Source organism: Nitrosovibrio tenuis (genome assembly GCF_900109785.1).
Taxonomy (GTDB): Bacteria; Pseudomonadota; Gammaproteobacteria; order Burkholderiales; family Nitrosomonadaceae; genus Nitrosospira; species Nitrosospira tenuis_A.
Window position 1 is genome coordinate 101,956 of sequence record NZ_FOBH01000003.1, and the last position, 14,906, is coordinate 116,861.

The 14,906-nt window shown below is 54.6% G+C and carries 18 protein-coding genes and 2 pseudogenes; 14 read left to right on the top strand and 6 right to left on the bottom strand.

What is annotated here, in order from left to right; translation table 11 throughout:
- Positions 1-182: 182 nt before the first annotated feature.
- On the bottom strand, positions 183-1,535 hold the full coding sequence (hflX, locus tag BMX00_RS05245; RefSeq protein ID WP_090828207.1) for a GTPase HflX: 1,353 nt from the start codon (positions 1,533-1,535) through the stop codon (positions 183-185).
- A 386-nt stretch (positions 1,536-1,921) separates the two neighbouring features.
- On the opposite strand from hflX, the gene BMX00_RS05250 reads away from it, so the two are divergent.
- The 4 genes and pseudogenes from BMX00_RS05250 to BMX00_RS14835 all read left to right on the top strand — a co-directional run bounded on the left by BMX00_RS05250 (position 1,922) and on the right by BMX00_RS14835 (position 4,514).
- A complete protein-coding gene (locus tag BMX00_RS05250; protein WP_090827908.1) occupies positions 1,922-2,641 on the top strand; it encodes a PEP-CTERM sorting domain-containing protein in 720 nt (239 codons plus the stop codon).
- A gap of 305 nt (positions 2,642-2,946) precedes the next feature.
- Positions 2,947-3,432: pseudogene (locus BMX00_RS05255) on the top strand (VOC family protein).
- An 81-nt stretch (positions 3,433-3,513) separates the two neighbouring features.
- Complete coding sequence (locus BMX00_RS05260) at positions 3,514-4,365, top strand: Fic family protein (protein WP_245727755.1); 852 nt, start codon at positions 3,514-3,516, stop codon at positions 4,363-4,365.
- A 2-nt stretch (positions 4,366-4,367) separates the two neighbouring features.
- The gene (locus BMX00_RS14835) at positions 4,368-4,514 is read left to right on the top strand and encodes a hypothetical protein (RefSeq protein WP_245727763.1); all 147 of its coding nucleotides are present in this window, start codon (positions 4,368-4,370) and stop codon (positions 4,512-4,514) included.
- A gap of 92 nt (positions 4,515-4,606) precedes the next feature.
- Here the strand turns inward: BMX00_RS14835 and BMX00_RS05265 are convergent.
- From BMX00_RS05265 to BMX00_RS05275, 3 genes and pseudogenes are all read right to left on the bottom strand, one after another.
- Positions 4,607-5,079, bottom strand: a pseudogene (locus tag BMX00_RS05265) (putative molybdenum carrier protein).
- Positions 5,080-5,261: 182 nt separating this feature from the next.
- Entirely contained in the window at positions 5,262-5,606 is a 345-nt protein-coding gene (locus BMX00_RS05270; RefSeq protein ID WP_218141495.1) for a hypothetical protein, read from the bottom strand.
- 93 nt (positions 5,607-5,699) lie between these two features.
- The gene (locus BMX00_RS05275) at positions 5,700-6,242 is read right to left on the bottom strand and encodes a THUMP domain-containing protein (protein WP_218141496.1); all 543 of its coding nucleotides are present in this window, start codon (positions 6,240-6,242) and stop codon (positions 5,700-5,702) included.
- Positions 6,243-6,484: 242 nt separating this feature from the next.
- Here BMX00_RS05275 and BMX00_RS05280 point away from each other — a divergent pair, with 242 nt between their 5' ends.
- On the top strand, positions 6,485-7,390 hold the full coding sequence (locus BMX00_RS05280) for a M28 family peptidase (RefSeq protein WP_090827914.1): 906 nt from the start codon (positions 6,485-6,487) through the stop codon (positions 7,388-7,390).
- 59 nt (positions 7,391-7,449) lie between these two features.
- Here BMX00_RS05280 and nfi read toward each other — a convergent pair whose 3' ends face one another.
- Positions 7,450-8,196, bottom strand: coding sequence for a deoxyribonuclease V (gene nfi / locus BMX00_RS05285; RefSeq protein WP_245727765.1), 747 nt, complete (start codon positions 8,194-8,196; stop codon positions 7,450-7,452).
- Positions 8,197-8,338: 142 nt separating this feature from the next.
- On the opposite strand from nfi, the gene BMX00_RS05290 reads away from it, so the two are divergent.
- On the top strand, positions 8,339-8,923 hold the full coding sequence (locus BMX00_RS05290) for an EndoU domain-containing protein (protein ID WP_090827916.1): 585 nt from the start codon (positions 8,339-8,341) through the stop codon (positions 8,921-8,923).
- A complete protein-coding gene (locus BMX00_RS05295; protein WP_090827918.1) occupies positions 8,920-9,240 on the top strand; it encodes a YacL family protein in 321 nt (106 codons plus the stop codon). Before BMX00_RS05290 ends, BMX00_RS05295 begins: the two co-directional genes overlap by 4 nt.
- 107 nt (positions 9,241-9,347) lie before the next feature.
- On the opposite strand, the gene BMX00_RS05300 is transcribed toward BMX00_RS05295, so the two are convergent.
- Positions 9,348-9,602, bottom strand: a complete 255-nt coding sequence (locus tag BMX00_RS05300; RefSeq protein WP_090828209.1) for a DUF504 domain-containing protein — start codon at positions 9,600-9,602, stop codon at positions 9,348-9,350.
- Between the two features lie 218 nt (positions 9,603-9,820).
- Between BMX00_RS05300 and rtcA the strand changes: the two genes are divergently transcribed.
- The 7 genes from rtcA (at position 9,821) to BMX00_RS05335 (ending at position 14,891) form a co-directional block, all read left to right on the top strand.
- Positions 9,821-10,870, top strand: a complete 1,050-nt coding sequence (rtcA, locus tag BMX00_RS05305) for an RNA 3'-terminal phosphate cyclase (RefSeq protein ID WP_090827920.1) — start codon at positions 9,821-9,823, stop codon at positions 10,868-10,870.
- A gap of 228 nt (positions 10,871-11,098) precedes the next feature.
- Positions 11,099-11,362 (top strand): hypothetical protein, encoded by a 264-nt coding sequence (locus tag BMX00_RS05310; protein WP_090827922.1) that lies wholly within the window; start codon positions 11,099-11,101, stop codon positions 11,360-11,362.
- A gap of 1 nt (position 11,363) precedes the next feature.
- On the top strand, positions 11,364-12,848 hold the full coding sequence (locus BMX00_RS05315; RefSeq protein WP_090827924.1) for a tyrosinase family protein: 1,485 nt from the start codon (positions 11,364-11,366) through the stop codon (positions 12,846-12,848).
- Between the two features lie 197 nt (positions 12,849-13,045).
- A complete protein-coding gene (locus BMX00_RS05320) occupies positions 13,046-13,654 on the top strand; it encodes a hypothetical protein (RefSeq protein ID WP_090827926.1) in 609 nt (202 codons plus the stop codon).
- On the top strand, positions 13,651-14,031 hold the full coding sequence (locus tag BMX00_RS05325; protein WP_090827928.1) for a hypothetical protein: 381 nt from the start codon (positions 13,651-13,653) through the stop codon (positions 14,029-14,031). Before BMX00_RS05320 ends, BMX00_RS05325 begins: the two co-directional genes overlap by 4 nt.
- Before the next feature lie 152 nt (positions 14,032-14,183).
- Positions 14,184-14,549, top strand: coding sequence for a hypothetical protein (locus tag BMX00_RS05330; protein WP_090827930.1), 366 nt, complete (start codon positions 14,184-14,186; stop codon positions 14,547-14,549).
- Positions 14,550-14,585: 36 nt separating this feature from the next.
- Positions 14,586-14,891 (top strand): hypothetical protein, encoded by a 306-nt coding sequence (locus tag BMX00_RS05335; RefSeq protein ID WP_090827932.1) that lies wholly within the window; start codon positions 14,586-14,588, stop codon positions 14,889-14,891.
- The last annotated feature ends 15 nt before the right edge of the window (positions 14,892-14,906 follow it).

The window sequence follows — 14,906 nt, forward strand, 5'->3', positions numbered from 1 at the left end:
GTCGCGCATGTTAATCTCGTGCTCCAGCCTTTGTTGATTGCCGGAGCAATTCCAGCTCAATCAATAGGGTCAGACTGGAATCAATCATGTTTGGCCTCATGTATAACCCGCGCCTAACCCATCATACCCTCCTAGGAAATCTCCACCGCATCGTGTGCGATTGTGTGGTAGATGCGCTAACTTCACCGCGCTTGAGCGAACTGCTCGCGCAGGCCCTTCACGACGGTGGGCTCGCCTCGGACTCGAAAGAAAGCCCCCTCACCATCTGCCCGCTCCTCCAGTACCTTACAGCTCTCGTATATCTTACTGCGAAGTTGCTGTGCCGACCAAGGAAGGAAAAGCTCGTCCTCGACGAGATCCTGCTGGAAAAATGCGACTATCGCCTTGTGCAGCTTCGCGATGTCTTCAGCGCGGCGCGCGCTCATCACAATGCAGGAAGGATACTTTGCGCGTAGCGCAGCTTCGCATTCAGCTTGCGCCACGGAGTCCCCGACGTGGTCGATCTTGTTAAAGATGCGGATGCGCGGAACGTCCTGCGCACCGATCTCGTCAAGCACTTCATTGGTTACCTCGAGCTGGCGTTCAAATCCGGGATCGCTCGCATCGATGACATGAAGCAACAGCGATGCATCAAGCGCCTCGTCGAGCGTTGATTTGAACGATGCGACGAGCCCGTGCGGCAGGTTCTTGATGAATCCGACCGTGTCGCTGACGAGCACGCGTGGCACGCTCTCGGGGTGGAGGGCACGCACAGTGGTGTCGAGCGTAGCGAAGAGTTTGTTGGCAACGAGCACCTCGCTTCCTGTGAGTGCTCGCATCAAGGTGGACTTGCCTGCGTTAGTGTAGCCGACGAGCGTCACGCAAGCGAGCCCTCGGCGCTCTTGCCGCCGCGCGCGCTGTGTCTGGCGTTCGGCATCCATCGCGACGATCTCCAGCTGCAGCTCAGCGATCCGATCACGGATCTTGCGTCGGTCCAGCTCAGTGTGCGACTCGCCAGCGCCCCGGCCACCGACGCCGCTGCGCTGCCGACCTTGCGGCCCCGCGAGCTTTGCCATCTCGCGCAGACGAGGCGCCATGTAGCCGAGGCGCGCGATCTCCACCTGTGCACGCGCGGCGGGAGAGCGCGCGTTGCGATGAAATATTTCGAGGATGACCATCGTGCGGTCCATTACCTCGCAGCCAATCTCCTTTTCGAGATTGCGTGCCTGTGTAGGTGAGATCTCGTGGTCGACCAGGATGACGTCGATATGGCCTGCTTCAGGCGCGGCAGTATGCTCTGTTTCCATCCACTTGGCGGCCCCAAATTCGTTGTTCACGAACTGGTGTATTTCCTCCCGCTTTCCAGCACCTAAATATCCCGTTGAGTCGAAGCCAGAGCGCTTCTGCGTGAACGTACGCATGACCTCGAACCCCAGTGTTTTCGCCAGTTCGCGTAGCTCGGTCAGCGACGCTTCAAACTCGATGTCGGTCACATTTGGCAATTGAACGGCTGCGACGACTGCTCGCCTGGGCTTCTCTTGGGTTTCTCTTCGTATTCGCAGATTGTTCTCTTCGGTGAGTAAAGTCGGATAGCCATTATCATCGATAAAGGCCCCTAGAAGAAACAAACATCAGTTCTGAAAATATTTTGCATTACGCTCCCTTCAGCGCTTCGGAAAGGCGGTAGCAGATCGTCGCTGTTGGACACATACCTGAAGATCGTACGCTGGCTTGTCGAATTTCGCCCCGCGTTCGCTTGATCCGCTCGATCCACTTGAAGCGTTTCTGCGCAGCAAGCCAGAGGCATACCTCGTTCTCACCGCCCCAGTTCCTATTCCTCATGGTTTAAATAGTCCGCTTGGTCTATTGCATGGTCCGGGCCTAAAGCCTATGTTGAAAAGATGGGTATTACGATGACTAAATATAAACGGAGGGCTCGGCGATGAGTATCAATCCCGCACGCATGCTATTCAGCTTGTTCCTAGCAACCTCATCCGCTGCCTTTGCAGTGCCTGCCGCGGCATTTACGTTCCAGGATGACCCCTCCTCGACTTGGGGCGGCGACTCATCGATTCCTCACACTTTTGTGGGAAATACCATCACTTACCAAAACCTTTATGCCCAGAACCTGACTGCCAACTCTCTGCCGGGGTTGAGCTTTGCCATTCCTTTCATATGGCCGCTCGCGGAATCGGGTGCGATACCCATGCAATGGCGCAACGACCTGAATGGCTGGTATACCAACGATTTCAACAATATGGGGACTAGCCTGACCGTTAGCTTGACTGCCCCAGCCTCAAGCTCGGTTGCCATGAGTGAAATTGCCGATTTAACCGGCAGCCAACAACTTCCATTAACCGAGCCGTGTCAAAGCGGGTCGCCCAGTTGTACCCCGGCGCCTTATCCTTCGGAAACTCGTAATTTGGACGACCGTATTCCTGTGATTGCGTTAGGAGCGTTCGCGCCGAACGAAACGAAAAATTTCGATGTGTCGTTTACCTATACTTTCGGCGATCAAAGAACTGGAGCCCTTCGAACAGCATTCATCGCCAACACTGTCTCGGCTATAGCGCCCATACCCGAGCCGGAAACATATGCCCTGTTTTTGGCTGGCCTTGGTCTGCTGAGTCTTATGATAGGCCGTCACAGACTGGCTTCCTGATAAACAAACGTGCGTTGATTAGGAGTCTCCTCTCCACGATGAGCAGGGGCCAGCACCGTTTGTGCCCATGAGCCTGTGCCATAGCAGGGGTTTATTCACCGTTAGAACCTCATAACCAATAACCTTAATAATAAACCGACCATCGATTACCTCATGAGTCGGCTTTTTACGTTCGGTTGGTGAGAGTATCGAACGATTTTCACCTTAACTCCACTCTCGGTATGTTCCGATCTGATGCATACTTCTAATCGTGCTGACTGGCAGGAGGTGATCCCATCGTTTGATCTCTAAAAGGAACATGACCCATGCAGTTTGAGCAAAAAATCTCGCCAGCTTTATGGTTTGATAACAATGCTGAAGAAGCGGTCAACTTCTACATATCGGTCTTTCAGAATTCAAGGATTAATAGAGTCCTCCGCTATGGCAAGGCTGGGCCCGGTCCGGAAGGAACAGTAATGACGATATCCTTTGAACTCGATGGGGAGGAATTCACGGCAATCAATGGTGGTCCGCACTTTACTTTCTCGCCTGCCATTTAATTTGTCGTGAAGTGTGGAGCTCAAGATGAAGTGGACTATTATTGGGAAAAGCTCTCCTCTGGAGGACACCAGCATCAATGCGGATGGCTTACAGACAGATTCGGTGTTTCATGGCAAATCGTTCCGGCCGTGCTGATCGACCTGTTAAGTGATCCTGATCCTGTGAGATCCCAGCGCGTTATGGAAGCAATGCTTCAGATGGGTAAAATCGATATTGAACAATTGCAGCGCGCGAGCGTGCAAGAAATATAGTCAAAAGTGATTGTCGGCCAAGCCCCGCCTTTCCAGAGCTTCTTCAATAACGGTTGGTTCTCAGGAACCGGCGTTTGGTAAATGATCCGTTCAGACACAATCCAGATTACCCCGGAGATTCTGGCGCTGATTGCCAGGCTCAACGAATTCAAGGGGGCGTGGCGAGCCATGGGCACACTTGCGCCCGAGCGGCTGAGGGGTCTGCGCAGAGTCGCCCTGATTGAGAGTATCGGCTCGTCTATCCGGATCGAGGGCAGCAAGCTTACCGACCGGGAAGTCGAGCGGCTTTTGAGCAACGCCCAAATAAGGACGTTCGCTGCCGGTGACGAGCAGGAGGTCGCCGGCTACGCGGAGCTGATGGAGCGAATATTTTCATTCTGGCAACACATCCCGTTTACCGTGAACCACATCAAGCAGTTGCATCGGGACCTGCTCGCTTATAGCGAAAAGGATGCCTGGCACCGCGGGCATTACAAAACCACATCCAACAGTGCCGCGGCTTTCGAAGAGAATGGTGTGCAGACCGGCGTCGTTCCTCAAACCGCTACGCCCTTCGATACGCCACGCCTGATGTCCGAATTGGTGAGCTGGGTTCAGGAGGAACGCACTGCGGGACGCTTGCATCCGTTGCTCATCATTGCCCTGTCGATAGCGGTATTCCTGGAAATTCATCCGTTCCAGCACGGCAATGGCCGGCTCTCCCGGGTGCTTACCACCCTGTTGCTTTTACAGTCGGGTTATACCTACGTGCAATACGGTTCTCTGGAAAACGTAATCGAGCAAAATAAGGAAGCCTACTACTTGGCGCTGCAACAAACCTTGGGAACGATCCGCACCGATACGCCGAACTGGCAGCCTTGGCTGGTGTTTTTCCTGCGGTCACTGGCGGAACAAGTTACCGGGCTGGAGAGGAAAGTCGAGCGTGAAAACTGATTTTGGCCTCTCTACCCGATCTCTCGCTCAAAATCGTCGAATTTGCCCATGAGCATGGCCGCATCCCATCGGCGAAGCCTAAAGCTGACCGGGGAAGCCGCAATACGCTAAAGCGGCATTTCTGTGTACTGTCGAACATGGGCACTTGAATCAGCACGGTAGCGGACGCGGTATCTGGTATGAACCGCGCTGAGCCGAAGACAAGACGGCAGCTCAGGCCGGGAAGAGGAGGGCCACCAAATTAAACCTGATTGCGATGGAAACAATGGATGAATATTTCATCCAGAACTTCATCCACGAATTGTTCAATGTTCGCCGCGCCTGAGAGGCGCGGTCCCGCTACATTCAAGACCCGGATCGGGTGTGTTTCGGTAAAGGTGCGGAGCCAGGCGCGCCACTCATTACAAGGATAGACGTGCAGACGTGGCCGGTTCATCTTGTTTGCCCATTCCTGAGTGGCCAGCGATCCCCCGGCCAACTCCGCCGATAACGAGATAATCAGCGTGGCATCGCTGTCGCGCACGTTCCATTGTGTGCGCTGCGCGTAGCGGCGGGCGGGCGTCTCCCGCAAAGAATAACGCTCTGGTATTACTCCATCTTCCGCGCGCCGCCCGGCGGGGCACCATCCGCCATGTTCAACATCATGCGTATGGCCCAGTCCAATGCCGCGCGGTCGGCGCCAGTCTGTCCGCCTGATATGATTTTCTGAATCATTACGCTTCAGGTTCCGAGTCGGCAATAGATAATGTTCCCGTTGAATTCAAGCGACTACGGGTGGGGCAGCTCGTTAGTCAGCGTGCAAGCATAGCAACAAGCGGCTTCTGCGCCGTTGCCTCCAAACAAGGAACAGGATGCAAAACGCCGGACAGTTTAATGTTTGGAACAGTTCTACGTTTTCAGACGTCCCGGTTGCGCAGATAATCGGGACTATGCTCGAAGGGGGGCAGATCGGTACGATCTGCCGTGACGTGGCATTGGGCGTTCTGGTTGGCAATATCATAACTATTGCGGTGGTTGAACGGCCGGAGGTTCTCCAGGATATCCGGTCCGCCGGGTGAAACATTGAGGATCAACCAGCCAAAGTTCGAACTTGTGTCGCGATAATGCTCGCGTGCGATCCAGGCACCGCATTCATCCTCGCGCCACTGAGCCATCTCGACGTCGGCATTTACGCGGGCTTTCTCCCACACTTGCTGAATCAGTTGCTCACTGTATTCCATCTCATCCTCCTTGTGTGTCACACGTTCACCAGCCGTAACTATCCTACCAGTATCGGTGTATGAGCGATGTAAATTTGCGGTTCGGTCACGATCGTCTCCAGGGTGGGCAATCTTTCAGTGCGGCAGCACGAACGGAAAGCGTTCCCTAAAGGTGCGGTCGAGCAGGGCGATGCCGCACCGGGTACCTATCGTTTCCACTGCCACGACGTAGTCGGCATGTGCGAAAGAGACCTGCAGCCTTTTCCCTGCTGCTTCCGCCAATGCTTGTAAGTGTTCACCCACCTGGCGTTCAACTTCCTGGCTCATCACTTGGCCGGGCAGACCGCGCCGCTCCAGCCGCACGTGGAAAGTTCCCTCCGTCATGCGGGCGACCAAAGGTATCATCGCCTGCTTGAGCTGCCCGGTCAGGGTTTCCGGAGTAAAGGAAAAGGTTTGCTCGACGGGAATTACACGTCCCAGGTCGGACAACCACGGCTCCTGGTTTTCGCGCGCGGCCCGCAGTCCCTCCAGGAACTGGGCTGTATCCTCGACATGCCCCGAACACACATTCTTGAATTCGGTAGGCTTAAAATAACCCAGGCGGCGCAGTTGTCGCAGCAGCCGGGATTCGCGGCCCGGCCCGGGCGCTACGGTCACGATCACGTTCCAGCTTCCCACTTTTTTCTCCTGCGCGTAAAGCGACATGGATAGACGGAGAGATTTCTTCTATATTAGTTGTTTGGGAGGGAGCCGTTGCATTTTCTGCTGCTCAGCTTTTATCCTTCACCTGAATGAGGCGGCCACGGAAGCTTGGTGGAGTTAGCGCAGCCTGTTTGCACTGATCCGGCAGCGCCATTCTCGCATCGAAAGGGGCCTGTGGGCGCTATTCTTCCGCCGCGAAGCACCTCATTGAGAAATTCATGCCTGCGAACCACGTAGACGCGGTCATCATCCCTGTTTCGGCCTCGGCCTTGGAGGGCCATGTACGCGAACTGGCGGAGGACATCGGTGAGCGCCATGTGGGACGTCCCCAATCCTTGGCGGCCGCCCGCGACTATATCAGCAGTCAGTGGCAGACTGAAGGGCATGCCGTCGAGTTCCAGGAATATGACGCCCTGGGTGTCCCCTGCGCCAACCTGAGTGTTGCCTTGCCCGGCATCCGTTGGCCTGGACAGGTGGTGCTGATGGGCGCCCATTACGACACAGTGCCCCGTTCCCCTGGCGCCGACGACAATGCCAGCGGGGTGGCCGCCCTGCTGCAGTTGAGCCGGCGCCTGTCCGGATGCAGGCCTAGCCGGACGATCCGTCTGGTGGCCTCCGTGAATGAGGAGCCCCCGTTCTTCTTCTGGGAACAGATGGGCAGCGCGATCTACGCCCGTGCGGCCAGGCAGCGCGGGGTGGACATCCGCGCCATGTTCTCGCTGGAGATGCTGGGTTGTTACAGAGACGAACCCCGAAGCCAGCAATACCCGCCCTTCTTGGGTCGCGGCCGCCCGGACCGGGGAAACTTTATCGCCTTTGTGACAAATATCCGCTCACGTCGGCTGCTCAAGTATGCTTTAGCCGCGTTCAAGGTGGGCACCGATTTCCCGGTAGAGGGCACGGCCACGTTCGGCTGGCTGCCCGGAGTGAGCTGGAGCGATCACATAAATTTTTGGCGCCAGGGCTACCCCGCCCTCATGATTACTGATACTGCCTTCTTCCGTTATCCCCACTACCACTCGCTTCAGGATACCCCGGAAAAACTGGATTACCGCCGCATGGCGGCGGTGGTGGAAGGGCTGGCGCGAATGCTGATCAGGCTGGCCGATGACGAGTGTCTATAAAATTCATATCATCCGGGCAGCCGTCGGGCTAACCTTTCGAACGCGACGGGACGAGCTTATCACCCGTTACTCGGCGGGGGATCTAAACTGTACAAACGAGGCTTGCCGGAGGCCAGCCTGTGGGCTTCGCGCGTGGTCTCCGGCAGCCGGTAACGCGTCGTGCAGGCTAGGACCAGCCGGACGGCGGTCTGTAGAGCGATCCGATGGCCGATCGATACATAGACCGGCTTCACCCCGGTCTGGGTTCGAAGTACCGCCCCGATTACTTCATTGCCGTCATCCAAAGAAACCCAACTTCCTTTTTCGCGCGGCAACTCGATGTGGTGCCCAACGAGAAGGGTCTTGCCCACGCCGATGGTGGGCTGACCCAGCAGCACTCCCAGATGGCTGGCAATGCCGAAACGGCGCGGATGAGCAATTCCGTGACCGTCACAAATAATGATATCGGGTGATTTGTGCAACCGCCCCAGCGCGTCGAGCACGGCGGGCAACTCTCGGAAGGCAAACAAGCCTGAAACATAGGGAAATTTCACAGCACGCTGCGCCACGGCGTGATCCATGAGCTTGAGATCGGGGAAAGAAAGCACAATCGCCGCCGCGCGCACGATTTGACTGTCCGCGTCAAAACACGCATCAACCCCTGCAACGCGATAAATCTGCGGCAGACGATCAGCCGTTTCCACCAGGTGGCGCATGCGTTCCTGTATAGCGACCGCCTCCTGCGGCGTCACGTTCCAGTCATGCGGATGCAACGCAGGCATCATGGCAGAGCCAGGCGGCTGGATAACCACTGCTGACTGGTCCAACAGCCAATATCCCGTCGGGTACTAACAACGCCCAGCGGCATGCCGGCATATAGGGGGTGGTGGGATATATATACGAATGGCTCCATCTGACCAAAGGCGCCAGAATCCAGTGGTAGACTGACAAGGTTTTCGGTTTACTTTTATGAAGGAAGAAGGAAGGATGATGTATGACATTCAATTGAAAAAGAGTTTTCTTGCGGAATTATCAATACTTTTTTTGTTCCCGCTTTCCGCATTGGCTGACATCGATTGCGCGACCCTACCTCACTGGGTTACGCTCAAAAATGGCTTACAAATGAACCAGAAGCATGTTTTTTGTGGGGAGTGGAAAGATAATCGCCCAAAAGGTTTCCACTCGCGTCCCGGAGGAGTCAACCCGATAACCGTAAAGGCTTTCACGGTACAAGACTTCCCCGATACAACGGGAGTATATTCCGGCAAATGGTCATATACAAATGCTGCCGGCAGACGCAAATTTTCTTCGATGTTTCCCGACAACTGCTCAACCGAGCAGGTACTCAATTCAATTTCCCATGCATCGGCGTATCCCGAGCGCAATTGCCCCGAAGGCTCGCCACGCTGGGTGAAATGCGGCAAAAATAGGCCTGGTTCCGATACAAAAGAAAAACTGTCGGGTTACTGCACTTACAACGAAGAGTTTTTCCTGATTGGTTTTGCTGCGCCCAAAGACAATAAAATCAACACAGCATTTCCAATACGTCAATGAACGCAACTAGCTTTACCTGGCCAGGGCGCCGTCATGACAATCCGGCCCACGACCTCATAGCAGCTTACCTTGCCATTGACATACAAAAAAACCCAAACTGGGCGAACGAATTGCTTCAGAAAACCAGGGAAGTTAAATCAGGACAAATTTCTTCATGGGAACGGATCGGAAACGCGTATTGGCTTCGCTTATTTCCGGATCATGTTGAAATCGAGGAGGACTATGCAGAGGAACCAGGGGAAGCAGCCATAATTTCAATCGACGATTTTGAAGCGGCGGCCACGGCGTGGCGAGAGTTTGTAGGCCAAGAGGCTTAAATTGCCGTCCAGCATCGCAAATTTGTTATCGGCGTGATACGCACCAGCCGCGTACATCGGCCGCAATCGCATACATGCGTCGCAGCCGCATCGCGGTCCAGAGGCTCCTAATGCTCCCTATGCCAGATCAACTTCCCGTTCTTGTAGACCTGCTTGACACGGTGAAAAGGAATTTCATGAATTGCCCCATCCGGACCGACGGTGCTGAAGAAAAAATGGTCGCCTGGCATAATATGAATATCGCTTAACGGGATACGGTTAATTGCCCCGTCCACCCGGTCATAATACCCAATCTCGAAATCGCCCTTTCCGAACGATTCATCCCAGCGAATTCGATTGAGCAGTTCCTGTATGGGGATCATCGAAGTTTCCGAAGTTTCCTTTAGGCATGGAGCCGCCATTCGATTATCCGGCAGACCCGATCAGTATATCGATTATTGGATCAGGCTGAATTCCGGACCATGTCCGGAGTGACGCTTTTGCACCGCACGCCGGGTCGGGCCCCGGAATGACAAGATGAGGATGCTTTCACATGATTGTAGTTCAAGCGTCATCGTATTCAGTCGAATAAGAGGCAGGCATGCGCGAAATCGACGGTTCCTACGGGGAGGGCGGCGGGCAGTTGGTGCGGACTTCAGTGGCGCTTGCAGCGATAACCGGGCAATCCGTCCATCTGTACAATATTCGCGCTAAACGAAACAACCCTGGTCTTGCGCCCCAGCATCTCACTGCGGTCAAGGCAGTCGCGGCGCTTTGCGGCGCGGTGGTCGAGGGGCTGGAAGTTAAAAGCAGGGAAATCGTATTTCTACCGGGTTCATTGCGAGGCGGCCAGTTCAATTTTCACATAGGCACGGCGGGCAGTATCACGCTGGTGCTTCAGGCGGTGCTGCCTGTTGCCGCCACGTGCGGTGAGCGCGTGCTGATGAATATCACCGGAGGCACAGACGTCCGCGCCGCCCCACCGCTTGATTATTTTCGTTGCATCCTGCTGCCATTGCTTTTGCATATGGGCATCAAGGCGAAAATTGACGTGCTGTGTCGGGGTTATTATCCACGCGGGGGAGGGAGTATTGCCGTGGAAGTGGAACCCTCGCCCGCTCTCAAGTCCCTGGTCCTGGATAAGTCAGGGGCGCTTGCTGGAATTCGGGGGTTCGCGCATATATCCAATCTTCCCAGCCATATTATCCATCGAATGACCGTTTCGGCACTGGAGGAACTTTCCGGTTTCCCTGCTCCAGCGATCGATCGTGCTGAACTCGGCAAGGACAAGGCGATCGGCTGTGGTGGGGCAATCTTACTCGCGGCGGATATGACCAATGCCAGCCTCGGCGCGTCGGCCATAGCGCAGAGAGGGATTCCCGCCGAACGGCTTGGGTCTTTGGCGGGCCAACTCCTGCGCGAGGAAATTTTAGCCGGCGCGACCCTTGACATTCATGCCTCCGATCAGGTTCTGATTTATCTCGCGCTCGGTGCGATGAAAGGGGGCGCCTCCATCTTCCTTGCAAGAAGCCTTTCATCCCATGCAGCTACCGCGATCTGGTTATTAGAGCAGTTCCTGCCAATCTGCTTCTACATTAGCGAGCAGGAAAATTTGATTCGTATCAGGGTTGAGCCGAACAGACGCAGTTAATCCTTATCGCCTTCCTTCCGCTTCCTGGAAGAGTCAGGTGACCTGGCTTGGGGTGATCCGACGCGAATGTGGTTGGGCTTATGGTTCTTGGTGAGCTGATGATGCGGGCGTGGGCTCTCTGGCACTTTTGATAAAACGGGCTATATTCAAAACAGGAAGACAGAAAAACAGCATATTCCGATTTGAGATTTCTGACTGGCTAAAACAAAACCCACATGCGAGGAAAAAATGGCGGAACAGCGCGAAACTTATAAGGGTAGGGAAATTATCCTTCGAACCGGGGCAGAAGCTTCCGCCGCAAAAGCTGCGGCAGGAATTCCGGCAGAGGAGGCAGGAGCGGAAGACGTTGAGCTATATATCGATGGGGAGCGAATCTTCACCGTACGCGACGCCGGCGGGGCATATATTGCGTCCGGCTTTGCCTTTGACCCGCAGCCCTCACCCATTGATTTAGCCAAGAAGATTATCGACTACAGGCAGACGGGGGAATAACATGGGCATCCGAAAGAATCAGTCCAGCCTGACGGCCTCCGAGAAAGCAGCATTCGTTGCCGCAGTAAAAACCCTAAAGGCAAACGGTGCCTACGACGTATTCGTTGCTCAACACCGAGCTGCTTTTATGGCTAGCCCCAATGACCCTGCACACCGGGGGCCAGCCTTTTTGCCGTGGCACCGGGAATATCTTCGCCGGTTCGAACGCGCTCTCCAGGAAATCGATGCCACTGTTTCCATCCCTTATTGGGATTGGACAGTCGACAGGACGACTGGAGCCTCACTGTGGAGTCCTGACTTCATGGGTGGCAATGGAACGGGTGCCAGCCGGCAGGTTACTACGGGCCCTTTTGCCTTTTCTACCGGTGAATGGACCCTTACGGTCAGGGATCCTGGCGATACGACCACTTTTCTTACCCGGGCGTTTGGTGCGATGGGATCCTTGCCGACTCAACAGGGCGTCAGTGCCGCCCTCAATGTGGTCCCGTATGATTCCGCACCTTGGAACTCCACTACCAGCACAAACACAAGTTTCCGGAGCCGACTGGAGGTGGTGATCCACAATCCGGGACACATGTGGGTCGGCGGATCGATGATGGCCATGTCGTCCCCGAATGATCCCGTTTTCTGGCTGCACCATTGCAATATTGACCGGCTATGGGCGGAGTGGCAAAGGGAAAACCCCACAGCAATTTATCTGCCGCCCAGCGGTACGCCCAATGTAGTGGCGGGCCACGGCCGGGATGATCCGATGCCGCCGTGGAACAACGAAGCGTCGCCGCCGACGCCTCAAAGCGTTCTCGATCACCATGCGCTCGGGTATACATATGACGATGAGCCTGTGTCCCCCGGAGTTGTACAAATTACCATTGATGCGCCTCCGCTTTCCGCTTCAATAGCCCAGGCAGGGGAAGTTGATATGTACAGCTTCGTTGTCACTATGCCCGGGAACCATATCATCGAGACTCAGGGTTCGACCGATGTGGTGACGGCCCTGTATGGCCCAAACGACCTGGCGACCCTCATTACTGAAGATGATGACAGCGGACCAGGCGCAAATTCGCGAATTGAACGCAATCTGGCGGCAGGGAACTACTACGTACGCGTTCGGCACTACAGCGGCTCATCAACCGGAAATTACGGTATCTCGGTGAGAAGATCGGCACCACAACCGGGTGTTCAAACCATTCAGGTGAACGGCCCGGCAGTGCAGGGAACGATCAGTGCCGCGAACGAGAGGGATATGTACACATTTGCAGTTACCACGGCCGGTACGTACACGATCGAGACAGGGGGCAGCACGGATTGCTTTATTACATTATTCGGTCCGGACAGCCCGGCTACCTTCATCGCACAGGATGACGATAGCGGTCCCGGTGCTAACTCGAGGCTCGTGCGCAACCTTGGCCTTGGTACATATTTTGTCCAAGTCAGGCATTACAGTCCGACCGGAACCGGTCCCTACAGCATTTCGGTCAGAAGCTGAGAAAAAATTCATGGTGGAGCTTCACCCTGACCAATCATCCTGATACTGCATACGCTGTCCTCACGTGTGGATGGAAGGAATGGGGGACAAATGCAGATAAATGCCTAGGCCTGACTCGTCCTCGCTCGTGCCGCTTTGTCGAAAACGCAGAAAGAGATACATATTTTCGTGAATTTATCCATTGAAAGGAAATCCTCATGGCTAAGTTTTCCGTTAACTGGGACAAATTCACGGTAATCAAAAAGCACGATATTGATAGGGATGCGCCGTACTTGTGGGTAATCGGTGTTCTTGTCGATGCGAATACCTTATCCTCCAAAAACTTCGTCATACGCAAACCCAGCGGTCACGACAATCTCGGGGGCAAGTTCAAGAAGGGCGAATCGACCGCCGTGCCCAAGAAATTGAACATTGATGAAGAGGTGAAACCGATTCTGGGTTTTGCGGTATGCGGTGTGATAGTCATTGCCTGGGAAAACGCGATGACTACTGATCGCGTAATCGCTGACGCCTATGATGCCGCGGCGGACGCCATTAATGAGTTCATTAGAAAACGCGTGGAGTCTGCAAATTTGCAACCTCCGACAGGGGGCGAACTTGACGCGCTCGCTGCGCAGATCGAGGAGGATGTTCGGGATACGATCCGCGATGGCTGGACAATTTTTCAGCTCGTTGCCGATCACAACATCGGCTCCGCCAATTGTCTTCTCTTTCTTCAGGAGCATGATACAAAAGAGCTGAATTTTCGCTTCACGAAGAAAACGACAGATTATCGATTGGAGGGTGAGTTGAAGTACACGTTGTGAGCGCAGCACGGACGTTTGCCTTCATCGCTGAAAGTTATCCTCCGGACTTAAAAAATATGAGAGGCATCCTGTTCACTGCTTTTGTACTTGCGGGTTGTGCTTCGGTACTGGTCGATAACAAACAGGGACAAGGAAAAGATAGCGCGGCGGCCTCAGGTACGTACTCCATCACAACTTTGTATGACGGGGACACGGGATCAAGGGAGCGGGCCGCCAAATGGCTGGATACCGAGGCCAGAAATATATGCGCCTCGGACTATACGCTCATATCCGAAGAAACAGTTCCAATCATGAATTACCTGGGAGAAGTGACGGATTCGCGGCTTATATGGAAAATCAAGTGTTTACAACAAACCGAGAGAGCGAATGCTCCATAGCGGGAGAACTCGCGGATTGCACAACAGCTGATCCGTTCCTTTTTTTGCTGCCCGACTTCCGGTCTCGTGCGGTAGCGCACCGATAAAGCCGAAGGGCATGACGTATCGTTTCCAAATAGCGGTGTTGTTGGACCGATTAAGGAGAGCCATTTATGAACCATCCTTCAATATCCGGAAAGGCAACGCCACATCCCCTGCCACTTACCGTTGGGCTGACATTCAGTGTGGCAGCTTTAATAGTGGCCTTCTCCGCGTCCAACACAGTTCATGCTCAGGGAACATCAATCCAGCGCAGCGCCACATCCGGGCAGCCTGCGGGCATGCAAGCCAGGTCCGCGGTAACCTCAACGGGGCGGGACCGCATCAGGGAGGGCCAGTCTCATAAAAGCGGTGTCAAGAAAAATCTGCAGCGCTCGAACATCAAGCAGGAAATAGAACAAGGGGAAAAGGCCAGGGCCGCGCCCTTTATTGACCGGGATCAGGAAATCCCACGGAAAGTCCGGCGGGCACTAGCCTGATAACAAACTCATCACCACTTAACAAGGAGCCATCAAATGTTCAAATTCATCTCAACCGGTATCATTGCAGCTTCGATGGCTGTTTGCAGCTTCGGAGCTGCTGCCGCTGGATCGGATGTTTCGGAAAAGGATAAGGAAACAATGCGCAAAGAGTCCCTTAGGAACCCTAGTGATCCGCAGAACGTAAGCAAGGAGGAAGGACATAAATACGATACCAAAGGCGGCCCCGTCTCTGAAAAGGATCGCGAAATGATGCGTAAGGAAACGATGGGTAAGCCTGACAAGGGAGACAAGAGTACGGACCATCAGGAGAAAATGAACAAAAAACCGTACAAACAATAGTGTCCCCGGTCTTTT